At 61.8% G+C, this 19,047-nt stretch carries 14 protein-coding genes; 4 read left to right on the top strand and 10 right to left on the bottom strand.

The features are described 5' to 3' along the window. Positions 1-224: 224 nt before the first annotated feature. The 3 genes from HGO40_RS11875 to HGO40_RS11865 form a co-directional block, all read right to left on the bottom strand. Positions 225-1,400: a baeRF3 domain-containing protein gene (locus HGO40_RS11875; protein WP_250963154.1), complete on the bottom strand. Its 1,176-nt coding sequence runs from the start codon at positions 1,398-1,400 to the stop codon at positions 225-227. Positions 1,401-1,410: 10 nt separating this feature from the next. Beyond that, positions 1,411-1,833 (bottom strand): HPF/RaiA family ribosome-associated protein, encoded by a 423-nt coding sequence (locus HGO40_RS11870; protein WP_250963153.1) that lies wholly within the window; start codon positions 1,831-1,833, stop codon positions 1,411-1,413. A 254-nt stretch (positions 1,834-2,087) separates the two neighbouring features. After that, positions 2,088-2,528, bottom strand: coding sequence for a carboxymuconolactone decarboxylase family protein (locus HGO40_RS11865; protein ID WP_053123536.1), 441 nt, complete (start codon positions 2,526-2,528; stop codon positions 2,088-2,090). A 709-nt stretch (positions 2,529-3,237) separates the two neighbouring features. Here HGO40_RS11865 and HGO40_RS11860 point away from each other — a divergent pair. Next, positions 3,238-3,963, top strand: a complete 726-nt coding sequence (locus tag HGO40_RS11860; protein ID WP_250963152.1) for a glycosyltransferase — start codon at positions 3,238-3,240, stop codon at positions 3,961-3,963. Positions 3,964-3,984: 21 nt separating this feature from the next. On the opposite strand, the gene HGO40_RS11855 is transcribed toward HGO40_RS11860, so the two are convergent. From HGO40_RS11855 to HGO40_RS11825, 7 genes are all read right to left on the bottom strand, one after another. Beyond that, positions 3,985-5,427 (bottom strand): mechanosensitive ion channel family protein, encoded by a 1,443-nt coding sequence (locus HGO40_RS11855; RefSeq protein WP_250963151.1) that lies wholly within the window; start codon positions 5,425-5,427, stop codon positions 3,985-3,987. Between the two features lie 128 nt (positions 5,428-5,555). Continuing rightward, positions 5,556-6,422 carry a pirin family protein gene (locus HGO40_RS11850; RefSeq protein ID WP_250963150.1) on the bottom strand — a complete coding sequence of 289 codons (867 nt, stop codon included), beginning with the start codon at positions 6,420-6,422 and terminating at the stop codon, positions 5,556-5,558. 169 nt (positions 6,423-6,591) lie between these two features. After that, entirely contained in the window at positions 6,592-7,206 is a 615-nt protein-coding gene (locus HGO40_RS11845) for a response regulator transcription factor (RefSeq protein WP_250963149.1), read from the bottom strand. Between the two features lie 117 nt (positions 7,207-7,323). After that, positions 7,324-7,758: a PleD family two-component system response regulator gene (locus HGO40_RS11840; protein ID WP_250963148.1), complete on the bottom strand. Its 435-nt coding sequence runs from the start codon at positions 7,756-7,758 to the stop codon at positions 7,324-7,326. Between the two features lie 281 nt (positions 7,759-8,039). Next, positions 8,040-11,252, bottom strand: coding sequence for an ATP-binding protein (locus HGO40_RS11835; RefSeq protein WP_250963147.1), 3,213 nt, complete (start codon positions 11,250-11,252; stop codon positions 8,040-8,042). A 337-nt stretch (positions 11,253-11,589) separates the two neighbouring features. Further along, a complete protein-coding gene (locus tag HGO40_RS11830) occupies positions 11,590-12,924 on the bottom strand; it encodes a lysine N(6)-hydroxylase/L-ornithine N(5)-oxygenase family protein (RefSeq protein WP_250963146.1) in 1,335 nt (444 codons plus the stop codon). Between the two features lie 146 nt (positions 12,925-13,070). Continuing rightward, positions 13,071-13,553: a sigma-70 family RNA polymerase sigma factor gene (locus tag HGO40_RS11825; RefSeq protein ID WP_186708687.1), complete on the bottom strand. Its 483-nt coding sequence runs from the start codon at positions 13,551-13,553 to the stop codon at positions 13,071-13,073. A 460-nt stretch (positions 13,554-14,013) separates the two neighbouring features. On the opposite strand from HGO40_RS11825, the gene HGO40_RS11820 reads away from it, so the two are divergent. From HGO40_RS11820 to HGO40_RS11810, 3 genes are read left to right on the top strand one after another with little or no spacing between them, the layout of a single operon-like run. Continuing rightward, positions 14,014-15,162, top strand: a complete 1,149-nt coding sequence (locus tag HGO40_RS11820) for an efflux RND transporter periplasmic adaptor subunit (protein WP_250963145.1) — start codon at positions 14,014-14,016, stop codon at positions 15,160-15,162. After that, positions 15,163-17,133 carry a MacB family efflux pump subunit gene (locus HGO40_RS11815; RefSeq protein ID WP_250963144.1) on the top strand — a complete coding sequence of 657 codons (1,971 nt, stop codon included), beginning with the start codon at positions 15,163-15,165 and terminating at the stop codon, positions 17,131-17,133. It abuts the gene before it with no gap. Positions 17,134-17,143: 10 nt separating this feature from the next. Then, the gene (locus HGO40_RS11810; protein WP_250963143.1) at positions 17,144-18,538 is read left to right on the top strand and encodes an efflux transporter outer membrane subunit; all 1,395 of its coding nucleotides are present in this window, start codon (positions 17,144-17,146) and stop codon (positions 18,536-18,538) included. The last annotated feature ends 509 nt before the right edge of the window (positions 18,539-19,047 follow it).

The raw sequence follows: 19,047 nt of genomic DNA, 5'->3' as shown, positions 1-19,047 counted from the left end.
GCCGCCCCCTCCGCCACGCCCCGCGACCCGATCCTCCCCTGCCCCCGGCCCGCCGCCCCCCCCCCCCCCCCCCCCGCCCCGCCCCCCCCCCCCCCCCCCCCCCCCCCCCCCCCCCCCCCCCCCCCCCCCCCCCCCCCCCCCCCCCCCCCCCCCCCCCCCCCCCCCCCCCCCCCCCCCCCCCCCCCCCCCCGCTCCCACAGGGGCCAGCGCTAACCGCGATTAAACTAGAACCGGCACACCGCCGCCGCGCCCGTGTCGGTCGGCATCACATGCTCGGGTGGAATCACCACCACTTCGCCCCCCTGCCGGGTCACGGCCAGGATCAGCTCATCCAGTACATCCGGAGCCAGTTCGTCACCACTCTCGTCAATCAGCAACCGCCCCTTGTCCAAGTCGAGCTGGCCAGGAACCTGGCGCTCGGCCTCCACCAGCAGCAGCGCGACGCGGCCTTCCCAGGCGGCCTTGGCGATGTCGGCCAGGTTATCCAGTGCCCGTCCCTGCCCCACCGCGATGCCGTAGCGATTCAAGCTGTCGACAACGTGATCGGCATAGCTGTGGGCCATGAGCTTCGAGCAGTGGACACGCAACGCCTCGACGCCAAGCCTGGACGGGTCAATCTCGATCCCCTGGGCCAGCAGTTGCGAGTTGTGGCTGACGGCACGGAACACGGCCTGGTTTTCCGGCAGGGCCACCAGGATCATCGGCAACCCTGAAGGTTGCGAATGGTATTGCAGGATCGTTTTATCCACGACGCGGAAAAAGCGCTCGCGGTCGAGGTTGATTTCGTCCTGCTTACCGCCGCCGGCGGCCTCATGCATCATCCCATCGCCACGCTCGCCACTGCGGCTGAAACCGTTAGGAAAACCCTGTTGGTTGCCCGGTGTCAGCTCGTCGCCCAGGGCCTCGTTCTGGTTGCGCGGCACCTGTTCGGCCAGCTCGATTTTCTCCAACTGCTCCGAGGAGCCTTCATACAGCCAGACTTCGTTGCGGGTCAGGCACAGCGCTTGATAACGGTCGGTGGATTGGACCAGCCGCAACAACGGCTTGAGATAAGGGTGACTGTTGGCGACGGCGCGTTGCGGCAAGCGCTGATTCACCGCAATGACTTTGAAGTAGTCGCGGGCGCCGAACACCGCAATGCCGTCCCGATTGGAATTCCAGAAGTCCTGGTCGTCCACCAACGCGTGAAAAGACTGGAGCAACGGCGCACCGTCAAGGTCCGGGTGCTGTTGCTCCAGTTGCGTCTGCAGATCACGCACCAGGTTCTTGTAGCGGATCGGGTCCTGGCTGCGTTCAGGGAATGTACGGTGCGTGGGCATGTACAACGAAAGGCTCGGCTGTTCGTCGAACGCCAGGAGTTCGGCCAATACCTGCCGGCTGAAAGGTTGATGAGCGGTCATGATCGCCTCCTTATTCTTTGCCACGCGCCTCTTGGTTTTCGAGGAAATCTTCCTCCAGCATCGCGTCCACCACCTCGGGTGGCGCTTCATCAGTGGGCGCAGTCACGCGTCCCATCGGTTCGACGGCGGGGTTGAGTTTGCCGATCTGATGATCGAGCGCGTGCAGCATTTTTTCGGCGGCGCCCTCCACGGCCAGTTCAAGGCTTGCGGCCTTGTGGGAGACCGACATCGGCGATAGGCCTTGCAAGCGTGCCTCGATCTGGCAGCGCTTGTCGGCAGCGCCGCCCTTTTGGGCATTCTCATCGCTGACATGAACTTCAATCCGGGCCAGTTGACCCTCGAAACGCTGCAGCGTGTCCACCACCGTACCGCCCACCCACTCCTGCAGGCGGGCGCTGCCTTCGATATCGTTGCTATTGACTTGAACTTGCATGATCGACTCCTTTGCAAAAGACGGCTGACGCCGCCTGTTGTAGGTAGAAGAAGATCAAACGGGCGAAGTTCCCAGCGCGGGATGACTGGAGCCTGAGCGGCTGGGAGGAAGCGTTTCGATGATCAACTGTGGGAGCGAGCTTGCTCGCGATGGCGGTGTATCAATCAATGGTGCATGAACTGTCAGACCGCTATCGCGAGCAAGCTCGCTCCCACAGAGGCTCCCACAGCTTATTCTTTCTGGATCGAGGCGTCTCAGGCCTCAGGCATCTTGCGAAAGCCCACCGCCAAGCGGTTCCAACCATTGATGGCGTTGATCGCCACGGTCAGGTCGACCATTTCCTTGGGGCTGAAATGTTCGCTCAGCAAGGCATAGTCGGCGTCCGGCGCGTGGGTGTCGCTCAGGCGCGTCAAGGCTTCGGTCCAGGCCAGTGCGGCGCGCTCGCGGCCGGTGAAGAATGGCGCTTCACGCCAGGCGGTCACGGCGTACAGGCGACGTTCGGTCTCGCCGTCCTTGCGGGCATCGGCGGTGTGCATGTCGATGCAGAAGGCGCAGCCGTTGATCTGTGAGGAACGCAGCTTGACCAGCTCCAGCAGGGACTTCTCCAGGCCCAGGTTCGAGGCGGCGTTTTCCAGGGCCAGCATGGCTTTGAAAGCGTCGGGGGAAGCGGTGTAGAAATCGATGCGCGGTTGCATGGTGAACTCCAGGACAGCAATTGGGTGTAGCGCTACGTTAGCGGTGCAGGGGCGCGGTACAAATAGCCAATTGTTGGGAAGTTCGGGTGGCCAATGAAGACCGAGGCTCAACCTGGAAATGGACGCAAGCCTTTGTGGCGAGGAAGTGCCCGCGGCGTCTTCGACGCTGCGTTGTCGCTCAGCAAACGAGTGTTCGGCCGAAGATGGTGTTTTTTCATGACAGCTGCGCCCACCCATCTCACGAGACAAGCGAGCGAGACACATCGTGACGTAGCTTTCACCTTGCCAGACTTTTTTCGAACAGGTCGAGGTGGATTACGCTTCAGGCTTCAGTCAAACACGATCCATGATCGAGGGGGCAGTTTTTAAGGCTTAGGCAACGTTGCGAACCCACCCCCCTGCCGCTCATCGAAACTGTCAGTTATTACAGTAGCCGATACTGAACAACAAAAACTATCCTCATCTCAAAATGAAACACCACGATAAAAATGCTTACACGACAAAACCAGAAAAATTTTAACTCAGCACGACTACCCCCCCAAGGTATCATCTTTAATTATCGATGAGAGCACGCGAGATTTGATAGGGGCCACGACGAAATGATGCTTTCCGAGTTTCAGACTCTCAAATAAGCTCGGACATTCAACCAAAAAAAGTAAAAAGCAAGAAAGGCAACGTATGCAATTACATCTGGAAACGGACCACACCGATGAACATATCCGTCATAACAGCGACCTATAATCGAAAAGAATACCTTAAGGAGGCTATAGAAAGCATTCAAAAAAATATTACAACGCCCCTCTCCAACGCAAGCTTCGAACATATCATTTATGACGACCATTCAACCGACAAAACAGAGACAATATTTGAAAATTCGAAATGGGATAACCTTAGCTATGTCTACGGCAAAAAAAACAAAGGGCAGTCATTTTCAAAAAACCAAGCCATCACCAAAGCAAAAGGCGAATATATATTCATCTTGGACAGTGATGACATAGCGCTCCAGAGAACAATATACAATTTCCTCGTAATGACAAACAGCCACTTACAGACCGACTGGTTCATTGCGGATTTTCTTCGCATCGAAGAAAATGGAAAATATCGAAGCGGTGAAGACTACTACGGATGGAACTTTAATACGCCAAATGAAATGCTTGATGCCATCGTCAAAGGCAAACACTTCCTTCAAGGGAACGTCTTGTTTAGGAAAGCGCTTTTCGAAAAAGTCGGAGGTTTCAACGAAAACTTAAGAATGGCTGAAGACTTGGATTTATATATTAGATTTTTACTACAGAACTCCATGCCAAAATTCGCCAACTTCATTTCTCATCTTCACCGGGTACACCCGGGGAATATTTCTTTAGGCGAAACACCGGAAAAACACACGAAAAGGATAAAATCAATAGCAACAGAATACAATCTTCTGCTGCCTTAGTTATGAGCATTCCGAATATTGCTAGGCCCGGCTGCGCAACCATTGCAAAAAGCGCTTCTTGGCGATCGGCTTGGGGGCTTCGCGGGTCAGGTTCTGGGCCAGGTGCATGCGTACGTCCAGCAGGTTTTTCATCGCGTCGTTGATGTCGCGACGGGCTTCGAGGCACGGCTTGAGGTAGCTGTTCTCGATGCGGTAAAGGGTGCAGAAGGTCTTGGCGTTAAAATTAGCCAGCGCCGCCTGCTCGGCGACGATCCCGGCTTCACCGATCATTTCCCCCGGCCCCATGCGCCCGCCCTCGAGTGGCTGGCCGTTGCGCATGAGGGTCACGCTGACCACCCCGGACTCAATGATGAACAGATGATCGCTGACCTCTCCCGCCGCCAGGATCACATCGCCGGCACGGAAGCTTTGTAATGTCATGTTCTGGCTGAAAACATCTTTTTCGTCCGGGCGTAGCGTCGAAAAAATGCTCGAGTTTTCCAGCAGCGCCCGAGGGCGCGACACGCCGATGGAGGCAGTGCTTTCGCTGGAGGACAACAGACTCACGCCCGACGCTTGCAAATGCCGGAACGCCAGGTCGAACAGTTGATTGCGCACCTCCCGCTTCTGCCCCATCGACGCCACGAATCCGCTGATCTCGTATTCCGCCCCGCCGCTACCGGTGCTTTTGAGCGTGACACAGGGCGCCGGAGTCGCGAGCAGCGCACGGCAACCGATCATTGCCCGCTCCAACGCGTCGATCACCTTTTGCGGACGCGCATGGGGGCTGACCTGGAGACTGATGGCCAAGCCATGCATGTCGCTGGGTCGGCTGAAATTGACGATCTTGGCTTTCGCCGCCAGCGAATTGGGGATCACCGCCATGCTGCCCTGGGAGGTCTGCAATCGCGTGGCACGCCAGTCGATGTCGGTGACCCGGCCTTCGGTGCCATCGATGGAAATCCAGTCATCGACTTGGTAGGGCTTGGTGGTATTGAGCACTATCCCGGAAAACACGTCGCTGAGTGTGCTCTGCAAGGCCAGGCCAACGATGATCGCCATTGCGCCCGACGTCGCCAGCACGCCCTTGACCGGCAGATCCAGCACATAGGCAAGTGCCGCGATGACGGCGATGAGGAAAATCACCGCGCCGAGCAAATCCTGCAACAAGCGCCCGGTGTGGCCGACCCGTTGCATCAACGCCGCCACGATCAGCACCGTCAGGGTTCGCGCGGCGAACAGCCACCAGGTGATCTGCAAACCGGTCGCCGCCAGGTGCCGAGGCACATCGTCGACCCACTGCGCCGGTACCATGGGGTTGAGGCCTTCGTTGAACAGCAGCACGCTGAACAGCGAAAAAATCACCAGCCTTGCGCCGACTTTCCAATAGATCCGATCCGCACTGACCAAGTGCCACATCAACAGGTCGAACACCAACAGCGCCAGGGCACAGAGCAACGGGTGCTCAGAGATCAGAAACAGCATCGGAACAGCTCCAGGAGGGCGATTGGCGAAGATTGGCACAGATTGAAGACGCTGTAGAGATCACACTCAAGTCCTGTGGGAGCGAGCTCGCTCTCACAATGGAGTCAGGGTGGCTGTGGTTTTTGCGTTCAGTCTTGCATCCGGCCAAAGCGTCCGGAATGGAAATCCTCGAAGGCCTGGTGAATCTCCTGTTCACTGTTCATCACGAACGGACCATGGCCGACGATGGGCTCGTCGATCGGCTCGCCACTGAGCAGCAGCACCACCGCGTCGTTATTGGCTTGCAGGCTTAATTGGTCGCCGGCCCGGTCGAACAGGGCCATCTGCCCGGCCTCGATCCGTTCACGGCCATTGGCCTGGACCGAGCCCCGCAGCACCACCAGGGCGGTGTTGTGCCCTTCGTGCAGGTCAAGGGTGAGGTTTTTATCGGCATTCAAGCGAATGTCCCAAACGTCGATGGGCGTGAAGGTCCGCGCCGGGCCGTGATGCCCTTCGAAGCGCCCAGCGATCAGGCGCAGGCTGCCGGCGTTGTCCTTCAGGGCAATGTTCGGAATGTCGCCCTTGAGGATCGTCTGGTAGCCGGCGGGGGCCATCTTGTCCTTGGCGGGCAGGTTGACCCATAGCTGGACCATTTCCATGAAGCCGCCCTGCCGCGCAAAGGCTTCGGAGTGGAACTCTTCGTGGATGATGCCGGAAGCGGCAGTCATCCATTGCACGTCGCCGGGGCCGATCTTGCCACCGCTGCCGGTGGAATCTCGGTGCTCCAGTTCGCCCTGGTAGACGATGGTCACGGTTTCGAATCCACGATGCGGGTGCTGGCCGACACCACGCCGCTCGGTGGTGGGCATGAATTCGGTGGGGGCGGCGTGGTCCAGCAGCAGGAACGGGCTGATGTGCTTGCCCAGGTTGTCATAGGAAAACAGCGTGCGCACCTGGAAGCCATCGCCGACCCAATGGGGCCGCGGGCTGGTGTAGAGGCCGATGATGTTTTTCATGCCGTGTCTCCAAATCAGGTGTTGCAACTCGATGGAGATAGCTTAAAACCGACACCCTTGAAGCACTAGACGGCAAAAACCGGCTTTAGCGTTCCATCTAGAGAACGACCAATAAAAAACCCTGTGGGAGCGAGCAAGCTCGCTCCCACAAGGTTTGGGGTCAGTCCATTTAGAGGTGATTGCGCTTGGCAAACTCCGACAGCCCCACCAGGGATTGCAAGCCGAGGTTTTCCAACAGGCGGCTCTTGTAGGTGCTGACGGTTTTCGGGCTCAGGAACAGGCTTTGCGCGATGTCCTTGCCACGCATGCCCATGGACAGCATGCGCAAGATCGACAGCTCGCGGGTGGAGAGGCTTTCCAAGGCCTGCTGCTCGCTGCGTTGCAGGAAATCCAGCCGGACGGGCATCTGCGGGAAATAGGCATACCCGGATTTCAGCGCCTGGATGGCCTTGGCCAGCTCCTTCAGGTCGCTTTTCTTGGTCACAAAACCCCGGGCCCCGGCCGAGATGCAGCGGTTGCAGAAGTGCTGTGCATCCTGGGAGGTGAACACCAACACGCTGCATTCAGGAAACTGGGCCATGATCCAGCCCAGTAGGTCCAGGCCATCGAAACCGTTCATCACCAGGTCCAGGATCACCAGGTCTGGCGCGCGTTCCTTGATGAGGCCCCTGGCATCGGCCGCGCTGCTGGCGTCCCGGATGTGGGTGAACGCCTCATTCTGGCATATGAGCCGCAGCGCCCCTCGTATGACAGGGTGGTCATCCACGATCAACACGTCTTTCAAGGCAACTCCCCAAAACAATACAAACGGCACCGGCGCCATGACCGCACAGGACTCTTTTTGCACAAGTACCTGGCCTTGCCACCTGTCAGACCTGACAGTGCGGACCAACGGTCCGGTTCAGTGTCCATGACCCTGCCTGAGGGGACGCGCCCACGCCTGCAACGGCTCAGGGACCTGAGGATCAACCCGCTCCATCAAACGCCGCAGCGAAGCGAGGTCCGGCAGGGGCGCCGGGCTCAAATGCAGGTTCGATCGACGTGCGACAGGCACCGGCGACTGACTGGCCGGTTGCGCGTTGTAAAGCATCCCGTGGCGAACCTGTGGGTTATAGACAACAAAATCGTGCAAATCCAGCGCCTCGCCTGCCAACTGCGCGTTGACGACAATCAGGTCGAACGGCTCGCTGCCGTACTCCACCAGCGTCAGCAACTCTTGCAAATGGCTCACGGGGACAATCCGGAAGTAGCCTTGTTGATTGAACAGACGCTCCAGCACGATTCGATGGGTATGTTGAGTGTCGGCAAGCAGGATACGAAGTGCTTTGTTCGGCATGGCAAGCTTTCCAATAGCAACGCGCCAGGTAGGCACCGGCTCAAGAACATTAAGAGCGCTCAGGCTAGAGGAAGTGTTTGAAGGGCGATGTAGGACTATTCCTAAAATGAAGCCAGACACAGCCCCTGCGGTGAGGAAACCGATCCTTTACTCGGATTCTGTAGGAGCTGGCGAAGCCTGCGATCTTTTGATCTTTCGCTTGGGATTCGGGTGTCAGGGGGAAGATCGCAGCCTCGTTGCACTCGTCAGCTCCTACGGCTCCTACAGTTCCTACTCAGTTTTTACCCCTTCCATGTAGGTTTTTTCAGTTGTTCCGCCAGGTGGTCGATGGCTTGGCGTAGGTCTTCCACGGCTTCGGTGAGTAGCGACACGTTGCCTTCTCGGCAAGCCTCTTCCAGCGCCTCGCAGGCGTAGACCAGGCGTTGCGCCTGGATGATCCGCGCCCCGCCCTTGATCCGGTGCGCCAGGTCCGCCAGGCCCGGCAAGTCTTGTCGGGTGGCCAAGTGCAGCAGTCGGACTTGATCTTCGGCATTGCTGCTGACCAGTTCTTCCAGCAATGCCTTGATGGCCGCCGCGTCGCTGCCGGTCAGTTGTTCCAGGCCGGCCAAGTCGATGCCATCGCTGGACTGGGGCGCCCGCACATCCGGCGTGACCGAGGCCAGGTGCGCATTGAGTGCCTTGAGGCCGATGGGCTTGAACAGGCAATCGTCCATCCCGGCTTCGGCGCAGCGCTGCTTTTCCTCAGGCTGGGCGTTGGCCGTGAACCCCAGGATCACCACCGGCGACAGGTTGCGCTCGCGCTCTTCGTCGCGAATGGCCCGGGCCAGTTCGTAGCCGCTCATCAAGGGCATGTTGCAGTCGGTGATGACCACATCGAAATGTTCGCTGCGCCAGGCTTGCAGGCCGTCGATACCGTTCTGTGCCTCCTGGACACGATGGCCCAGGTAGCCCAGTTGCTGAGACAGCAGCAAGCGGTTGGCCGGGTAGTCGTCGACCACCAGGATACTCAGCGCCCGGACCGGCAGCGGCGCCTCGTCCTGGCTGGGCGCCAGCGTCGACAGCGTGTCGAGTATGGGCAAGTCCAGCAAGACTTCGACCTGCGTGCCCTCCCCTGGCACGCTGTGTAATGCCAGGGTGCCGCCCATCATTTCGCATAACGTGCGGCTGATGACCAACCCCAACCCGGAGCCGCTGCGGGCCGACTGGGGGTGATGGCCGGCCTGGGTAAAGGGGCTGAACAGGCGGCGCTGGTCCTCGGGGGAAATACCGCAACCGGTGTCCTCGACCCGCAGGCAAATGCCCAAGTGTTTGTGCTCAGGGTTCAACTCGCCGCGCACACTCAGGCGCACTTCGCCCTGGTCGGTGAACTTGATGGCGTTGCTCAGCAGGTTCGAGACGACCTGCTTGAAACGCAACGGATCGACCAACACGTCGCAATCGACCGTAGCATCCAGTACCCAATGCAAGCGCAGGTGTTTCTGCCAGGCCAGGCCCTCGAAGATCCGCGCCACCGACTCGATCAACCCGCGTAAATTGGCCCGTTGCGGCGCCAGCGACAGCTTGCCCGACTCGATGCGGGCGATGTCGAGGATGTCGCCGATCAAGTCCAGCATGCCATGGGCGGCGCCCGACGCGACTTCGATGGCGAAGCGGTCCACGACGCCCTGGTCGGCTTTTTTCAGGGCCAGCTCCAGCAGGCCGATCACCGCATTCATCGGCGTGCGGATCTCATGGCTCATGGTCGCCACGAAGGTGGTCTTGGCCCGATTGGCCTCGTCGGCGCTTTCCTTGGCCACGCGTAACTGTTCCAGCAGCCGCCGCAGATAAACGCCCCAGCCAAAGGCCACCAGCAACAGCAACGCAGCAACGGTAAACCCTCGGAGAATCGTGGTGCGGTTGCGCAGCCAATTACTGTTGTCGATCACCACTTCACTGCGCCAGCGGTTGGTCAGCTCGTCCATTTCCTCGGGAGAAATGCTCAACAACGCCTTGTCCAGGATCGAATGAAGCGCCAAGGCGTCCGGGTTCGTCGCCAGGGCAACGTACGCGGGCAAAGTGCCCACGGTGCTGGTGACTTGCAGGGTGTCGCGGTACTGGCGGGAAATCATGTAGCGGGCGCTGATCAGCGGATTGATCGCCGCGTCCGCCGTGCCGGCGGCGACCATGGCCATGGCGTCGGCCGCGTTCTGCGCCGCCACCAACTGCACCCGGGGGAACTGCTCCAGCAGGAACTCCCGCAGCACGTTGCCACGCACCAGCGCCAGGCGCTTGCCGGCCATGTGGTCCAGGGTCAGCGCCTTGGCCCTGAGCGGCACCACCAGTACGAACGGGTTCGCCAGGTAGGGTCGGGTAAAACGCAGCTCGGCTTCGAGTTCGGCGCTGGGGATGGCGGTGGCCAAGACGTCGGCCTTGCCGCTCTTGATCTGGCCGATCAAATCGTCAACCGAATCGCCCCGCTGGACATCGAATTTCAAACCGGTGCGCAAGCTGATCCGGGCCAGCACATCAGCGCCGATGCCGCGCAAATGGCCTTGCTCGTCGAAGAACGTCAGCGGCAGGAAGTTTTCGTTGACCGCCACCTTGACCCGCGGATGGGCGTCCAGCCAACGCTGTTCCTTGACGCTGAAATGCAAGGCCTGCTGCCCCGGCATGCTCGCCCCGCCGGCGCTCCAGCGCCGCAGGATGATCATGCGTTCGCTGGCAGGAATGGCTTGCAGCGCGGCGTTGACGATGCGCAGCATCCGCGCGTTGTCGCGGCTGACCGCAAAGGCGAACGGCTGCACCTCCAGGCGCGAGAAATCGGCCAGTTGGACGTTGTTCAGGTAATTCTTGCTGATGAGGTAGTTGGAACTGATCGAGTCTCCCAGGTAGACGTCGGCCTGACCGAACGCCACGGCACCGATGGCGCTCAAGGTCGAGGGAAACAATTGAAAGGCAGCGTCGGGATAAAACGCCTCGACCGTCTCCGGCGGCAAGTAGTGATAGAGCATCGCCACGCGCTTGCCGGCCAGGTCCGTGGGCAAATCCTGGCTGTCGTCGATGCGGGCCACGAGGGTGGGCAAGTCATCGGCATAGGCCTGGGACATTGCCAGGTCCGGATCGGCGGCTTCGAAGCCATTGGCGGTGCCGAGCAGGTCGATCTCACCGCCGCGCAGGGCCTGGAGCGATTCGGCACGGGACGGGTAGCGCTGGACCTGCACCTTGATGTGCAGGAGCTGCCCCAGCAATTGTGCGTAGTCCGCGGTCAGGCCTTCGTAGTCGAGGCCATTGCCGGTGATGCTGAAAGGCGCATAGTCCGGCGCCGAGGCGCCCAGCAGCAACGTGCCCTTCTGGCGCAACCAGCCCCAGTCGGCGGCGTCGAGGGACACCGAATAATCATCCACATGGGAGCGCCCGAGCACCTGCAACGACTCAGGCGCCGCGCCCACCTGTGGCGCCATACCCAATGAGCCCAGCAGCAGCGCCACCAGGCCCGTGCGTAGAAGGAGCTTCATCTGTTCGAGGTGTTTCGCGTGGCGTAGTCGGCCCGGAAACCACCGACTTCAGTCAGGGTGACCGGTTGGGGGTTCAGACTGCCAATACGAGGGAACAGCGAACCGTCGATGCGCCTGTCGAACAGACGCATGACATGAGTGTAGGAAGTTTCTGAAGAATTTCCTGCGAGTGACCCAGATCGCCCCCTTCAGGGCCAAATCTATGACCTGTGGGAGCGGGCTTGCTCGCGAAGGCAGTGGGTCAGTGACATTGATGCCAACTGTCACACCGCCTTCGCGAGCAAGCCCGCTCCCACAGGGGGTTTTTGCATTGATTGACACTTGGCGCAGGTCTGGCCTACACAGCGGCGAGCAATCGATCGCGCACCGGACGCGCCTGCCCACGATTGTTCCCATGTTCATACAGCGAGCCGGCAATTTCATCGGCACGCACCGGCAGGATCGATAACAGGGTGTCGCTCAGGCCATGGCTGGCCTGGCAGAAGCCCTGCATGTAGATCGCCGCCTTGCAGCGCTCGTCGGTGATCAGCTTGTAGTTGCGATCCACCTCGAAATCCCCCAGGTACTGCGCCAGCGGCTCCAGCAGGGTGCGGTGCATCTGCCGCTCGTAACCGGTGGCCAAGACCACGGCGTCATAACGGCGCACCGTCAGCTCGCCAGTGGCGTTGTTGCGCACCGCCAGTTCCACGCCCGCGTCGGTGGCCGTGGCTTTCTCAATCGTGGTGAGGGTGCGGAACGCATGACGGGCGATGCCGGAGACTTTCTGGCGGTAAAAAATCCCGTAGATGCGTTCGATCAGGTCGATGTCAACCACCGAATAGTTGGTGTTGTGGTACTCGTTGACCAACCGCTCGCGCTCGCTGTGGGGTTGTTGGAACACCAGGTCGGTGAATTCCGGAGAGAACACTTCGTTGACGAACGGGCTGTCATCCGCCGGTTTGAGGGCCGAGCCGCGCAGGATCATGTCGACCTGTACCGAAGGGAAGCTGTCGTTAAGGTCGATAAAGGCCTCCGCCGCGCTCTGCCCGCCGCCGATAATGGCGATGTTCATCGACTGGCCCTTCACGCACGGCTGGCTCGCCATGCGCTCCAGGTACTGGGAGTGGTGGCACACCCGCGCATCATCCCTGAACGCCTTGAACGCCTCGGGGATGCGCGCGGTACCGCCGGCACTGACCACCAAAGAGCGGGTGGTGCGGATCAACTCTTCGCCCTGGGCATCGCGGGAAATCACCCGCAGTGCTTCGACCTGCTGGTTATGCAGCACCGGTTCGATGCGCAGCACTTCCTCGCCATAACGGCTCTGCTCGGTAAAGTGTCCGGCCACCCAGCGCAGGTAGTCATTGAACTCCATGCGGCACGGGTAGAACGTGCCGAGGTTGATGAAATCCACCAGGCGGCCGTGGTGCTTGAGGTATTTGACGAACGAATACGGGCTGGTGGGGTTGCGCAGGGTCACCAGGTCCTTGAGGAAGGAAATCTGCAACTCGCTCTGGGTCACCAGGGTGTTGCCGTGCCAGCGGTAGTCGGTCTGCTTGTCGAGGAACAACACGTCCAGTTCACCCTGGGCCGGCCCCCGCTCCTGCAGCGCGATGGCCAGCGCCAGGTTCGAAGGGCCGAAGCCGATGCCGATCAAGTCGTGAACGGTGGGCGATGCAATTGCCTGTGTCATGTCCAGTGTCCTCTGGAAAAGCCCCTCAACAGGGCACGAAAAGCCTGGGGAACCTGACCGGCGTTCGAGGCGCCGGCAAGTCGTCTGTTGAGAGGAACGAGGACAATGAAAAAAAATTTACCGCCGGGTGACCGGTGACGATCGAATCAGGGCGCGTCCCACTGTCGCACGCGAACGCGGCAGTGCTTCATGGCGTTGACGATGTGTTTTTCCACCAGCGCCCGGGAAATGCCCAGGCGCTCGGCGATCTGCGGGTGGGACAGGCCTTCGAGCTTGCGCAGCAGGAAACTCTCGCGGCACAGCGGCGGCAGCTCGGCCAGGGCACGTTGCAGCATGTCCAGGCGCTGGCCATGGTCGAAGCTGATATGGGGCGATGGGGTGAAGAAGCGTTCTTCGCTGTCCAGCACATCCAGGGATTCAACCTGACGCAGGGTATTGCGCCGATGCCCGTCGATCACCAGGTTCAACGCCGTGCGGTAGAGGAACGCCCGCGGCTGTTCGATGGGCGTGTCGCTGGCACGCTCCAGCACCCGCACATAAGCGTCATGCACCACATCCTCGGCCGCCTGGCGGTTGCCTAGCCTGGCGTTCAGGAAACACACCAGCTCGCGATAGTAGTTTTCCAACATGACTCCCGTGCGCAATGACTGCGACAGCTATCCCTGGGCCACCCGGCATGCCTGAAAAGGGCATGGCACGATAGTGGCAGATTCAATCGCGTAATTTATAGTAATTCTCATATAGATTTAAAGCGTTGGTTTGTATCAAGGCTGATTCGTTTACCTCAACTGCCGCCAGGTATTGCTTTTGTGGCGAGGGAGCTTGCTCCCGCTGGCCTGCGCAGCAGGCCCAAGGCAGGTAACACCCTTGAATCTGACATAACCGGGATTCAGGTTTTAGGGCCGCTTCGCGCCCCAGCGGGAGCAAGCTCCCTCGCCACAGGGGCTGTGGCGCTGCAATTGACTTTTTCCAACCTGCTACCAAGTGTTTCACACCAGTAAATTCCCGCCCGGAACGCTCGTCTACCAGAACAGCCTCCCGTCCCGGCCCTCCGCGCGACGGGCCCGATATCCCCGGCCGGAACCCTGCATGAAACGTCCCCGCCCTACCCGACGCGCCTGGCTTCTCACCTTCGCCCTGCTCCCGGCCGTGGCCTTCGCCGCGTGGCAAGCGGTCGCGCCAAGTCGTGCGCCCCTGGTCACTGCCCCCGGCACCCGGGGCGATATCGAAAACAGCGTCACCGCCCTGGGCCCCTTGCAACCGCGGCGTTATGTCGACGTCGGCGCCCAGGCGTCCGGGCAGATCCAGAAGATTCACGTGGAAGCCGGCGACGAGGTCCGTGAAGGCCAGTTGCTGGTGGAAATCGACCCGTCCACGCAAAAAGCCAAGCTCGATGCCGGGCGCTTTTCCATCGAAAACCTCAAGGCCCAGCTTCAGGAGCAACGCGCCCAGCACGACCTGGCGCAGCAGAAATTCCGTCGCCAACAGCAACTCAAGGCCGGTGGCGCCACCCGCGAGGAAGACGTGCAGACCGCCCAGGCCGAAGTGCGCGCGACCCAGGCACGCATCGACATGTTCCAGGCCCAGATCCGCCAGGCCCAGGCCAGCCTGCGCAGCGACGAGGCCGAGTTGGGCTACACACGCATCTATGCGCCGATGAGCGGCACCGTGGTCGCCGTCGGCGCCCGGGAAGGCCAGACCCTCAACGCCCAGCAGCAGACGCCGTTGATCCTGCGCATCGCCCGGCTGTCGCCGATGACGGTCTGGGCCGAAGTGTCGGAAGCCGATATCGGCCACGTCAAGCCGGGCATGACCGCCTACTTCACCACCCTGGCCGGCGGCAACCGGCGCTGGAGCAGCATCGTGCGCCAGATCCTCCCGGTGCCGCCGCGCCCGCTGGAAGCCAGCCAGGGCGGCAGCCCCACCGGTGGCCGCAGCGGCAGCGAACGGGTGGTGCTCTACACCGTGTTGCTGGACGTGGACAACGCCGACCGCGCCTTGATGACCGACATGACTGCCCAGGTGTTTTTCGTTGCCGCCCAAGCCAAGGACGTGCTGACCGTGCCCATCGCGGCCCTACAAGAGGCCAATCAGGTGCAGGTGCTGGCCGACAATGGCGATGTCCAGCCGCGCACCGTTCGCACGGGCGTCAGCGATCGCCTGCGCACGCAGATTCTCGACGGCCTGAGCGAAGGCGACCGGGTGCTGATCGGCTCGGCCAGCGGCAGCGGAGGCTGAATGGACACGCCCCTGATCGAACTGCGGGACATTCGCAAGGCCTACGGCGGCGGCGACAGCCCTCGGGTGGAGGTGCTGCGCGGCATCGACTTGGCCATTCACGCCGGGGAGTTCCTGGCGATTGTCGGGGCGTCCGGCTCCGGTAAATCCACCTTGATGAACATCCTTGGCTGCCTCGACCGCCCCACCCGCGGCGAGTACCGTTTCGCGGGCGAAGACGTCGCCAATCTGGGCAGCGATGAATTGGCCTGGCTGCGGCGCGAAGCGTTCGGTTTCGTGTTCCAGGGCTATCACCTGATTCCCTCCGGCACCGCCCAGGAAAACGTCGAGATGCCGGCGATCTATGCCGGCACTTCCGCCGCCGAGCGCCACGCCCGGGCCAGCGCCCTGCTTGACCGCCTCGGCCTGGCCAGCCGCACCGGCCACCGTCCCCATCAACTCTCCGGCGGGCAGCAGCAACGGGTGTCGATTGCCCGGGCCTTGATGAACGGTGGCCACATCATCCTCGCCGACGAGCCCACCGGCGCCCTCGACAGCCAGAGCGGCATCGAGGTCATGGCCTTGCTCGACGAACTGGCGAGCCAGGGCCACGTGGGGATCCTGATCACCCACGACCGCGAAGAGGCGGCCCGGGCCCAGCGCATCATCGCAATCCGCGATGGGCGGATCATCAGCGACAGCGCCACCGCTTTGCCGCACGAGGTGCACGCCAACCCAAAGGCATTGCAAGCCGTGGACCTGCGCCAGCGCCTGAGTGCCGGCAGCGAACACAACGGCGCCTGGAAAGGCGAATTGGTGGACGCGGTGCAAGCGGCGTGGCGGGTGATGTGGATCAACCGCTTTCGCACCGCCCTGACCTTGCTTGGCATTGTCATCGGCGTGGCCTCGGTGGTGGTGATGCTGGCCGTGGGCGAAGGCAGCAAGCGCCAGGTCATGGCGCAGATGGGCGCCTTCGGCTCGAACATCATCTACCTCAACGGTAGCGCGCCCTCGCCGCGCGCCACCAAGGGCATCATCAGCGAATACGACCTGGCCGCCCTCGCCGCCCTGCCCGAGGTGCAGCGCATCATGCCGGTCAACGGCGCCGAAGCCAGCGTGCGTTTCGGCACCCTCGACCACACCAGCTACGTCGGCGGCAACGACACCAACTTCCCGATCATCTTCAATTGGCCAGTGGCCGAGGGCAGCTACTTTACCGATGCCGACGAACGCGGCGCCGCGGCGGTGGCGGTGATCGGCCACAAGGTCCGGGAGAAACTGCTCAAGGACGTCGCCGACCCCATCGGCCGTTACATCCTGATCGAGAACATGCCATTCCAGGTAGTCGGCGTACTGGCGGAAAAAGGCGCCAGCTCCGGGGATTCGGACGCCGACAATCGCGTCGCCATCCCATACTCCGCCGCCAGCGTGCGGCTGTTCGGCACCCGCCATCCCGAATACGTGGTGATCGCCGCCCGGGACGCCGGCAAGGTCCAGGAGGCCGAGCAGGCGGTCTCCCGGACGCTGTTGCGCCTGCACGACGGCAAGCAGGATTTCGAGCTGACCAACAACGCCGCGATGATCCAGGCCGAAGCCCGCACCCAAGGCACGCTGTCGCTGATGCTCGGCGCTATCGCGGCTATTTCGCTGTTGGTGGGCGGCATCGGCGTGATGAACATCATGCTCATGACCGTGCGCGAACGCACTCGCGAGATCGGTATCCGCATGGCCACCGGTGCCCGCCAACGGGACATCCTGCGCCAATTCCTCACCGAAGCGGTGATGCTCTCGGTGGTCGGCGGGCTCGCCGGCATCGGCCTGGCCCTGCTGGTGGGTGGCGCCCTGTTGCTGGGCAAGATCGCCGTGGCCTTCGAATGGCTGGCGGTGTTCGGCGCCTTTGGCTGCGCCCTGGTCACCGGCGTCGTCTTCGGCTTCATGCCTGCCCGCAAGGCCGCCCGCCTCGACCCGGTGGCGGCCCTCACCAGTGAATGAACCCCACTTTATGAAAGCGCACCTGACCCTCCTGGCCGCCAGCCTGTTGCTGGCGGCCTGCGCCACTCCATTGTCGACGCCCGACAGCGGCATTCAACCGCCCCAGGCTTGGCAGAGCCTCGATACACCCAGCGCCCAAGCGGTAAACCTGCAATGGTGGACGCACTTCGGCAGCCCGCAATTGAATCGCTTGATCGAGCAGGCGCGCCTGGATAGCCACGACCTGGCCGCCGCCATGGCCCGGGTGCGCCAGGCCGAGGCCAGCGCCGTGATCGCCGGCGCGCCATTGCTGCCAGCGGTCACGGCGGGGCTCAACGGCAATCGCCAGGAATTGATGCGCGGCAAGGGCTATAGCCAACTGGATGTGGATCGAGACAACCGGACCATCGATTACTACGACGCCAATCTCAGCGCCACCTATGAGCTGGACTTCTGGGGCGGCAAACGGGCGGCCCGGGACAGTGCATTAAAGACGTTGTCGGCCAGCCAGTTCGACCGCGCGACCGTTGAGTTGACCCTGCTCAGCGGCGTCGCCAACAGCTACACCCAGGCGTTGTCCCTGCGCGAGCAACAGCGCATCGCCGAACAGAACCTGGACAACGCCCAGCGTGTACTCGATCTGGTCCAGACCCGCTACGACGCCGGCAGCGCCACGGCCCTGGAACTGTCCCAGCAAAAAAGCCTGGTAGCGGCCCAACAACGCCGCGTGCCGCAAGTGCAACAACAAGCCCGCGAAGCGTTGATCACCCTGGCGACGCTGCTGGGGCAATCGGTGCAGTCGGTCAGGCTCGACGACGACAGTTTCGCCCGCCTGCATTGGCCCGCCATCGACGCCGGCGTGCCCAGCGAACTGCTGCGCCGCCGCCCCGACATCGCCGCCGCCGAAGCCCGCCTCGCCGCCGCCCAGGCCGACATTGCCGTCGCCCGCGCCGCCATGCTGCCCACCCTGCCCCTGGGCCTGAGCTTCGCCACCGGCGCCGACATCGCCGACCAGTTGCTGCGCAACAACGTCTACAACCTCAGCGCAGGCCTGGCCGCGCCGATCTTCAACAACGGCCGCCTGAAGGCCGAACGGGACAAAGCCAGCGCCCGCCAGGAGGAACTGCTGGAGCTCTATCGCGCCGCCATCATCAACGGCTTCGCCGACGTCGAAAAAGCCCTGAACGGCATCAACGGCCGCGACCGCCAACGGCAATGGCAAAGCGAAGAACTGCACCAGGCCCAGACCGCCTTCGACATCGCCCAACGCCGCTACCAGGCCGGCGCCGAAGATTTGCTCACGGTACTGGAGACCCAACGCACGCTGTACGCCGCCCAGGACATGAACGTGCAATTGCGATTGGCGCGGGTGCAGGCGAGCGTGGCGTTGTACAGGGCGTTGGGTGGGGGTTGGCGGGTGATGTAGGCCTTGCGCCTCCCCTCGAAGCCAAGTGACACCGGTGGCGAGGGAGCTTGCTCCCGCTGGGCTGCGCAGCAGCCCCAATGGCCAGCACCTCGGTGGGTCAGGTGTTTTGGGGTGACTGGTTTTGGGGGCTGCTTCGCAGCCCAGCGGGAGCAAGCTCCCTCGCCACAGATAACTCTCCACTTCTCATAAACGGTGTTCGGCTTTGGTTCTGTTTATCGGGCCATGTAGGACTCCCGAGCGAGGCTACGCTGCCTTGCGTCATTGCCTACAACTACGCCAGAATCCGCCGGCTTGTGCGCCTAACCTCCCATCGATAACTTGTTCCCTGTCACTGCCCATCAGTGATCGGGTCTGCAAGCCCGACGAAATACCAGGCGCATAGCCACAAGCCAATCGACACATCCGTGTCGCTCAATGGCGGCTGTGTGCGGGAGACCTTCGGGTCTGCCGGGTTCCTGGTTTCCCGGTCTTGCAGACCCGCGCATAGCTGCCACCCATCATCTGCAAGT

Origin of the sequence: Pseudomonas sp. CG7, from assembly GCF_023701885.1 — a bacterium.
In the GTDB taxonomy this organism is placed as follows: Bacteria; Pseudomonadota; Gammaproteobacteria; order Pseudomonadales; family Pseudomonadaceae; genus Aquipseudomonas; species Aquipseudomonas zanjanensis.
This window is presented reverse-complemented; position numbering and strand designations above follow the sequence as displayed.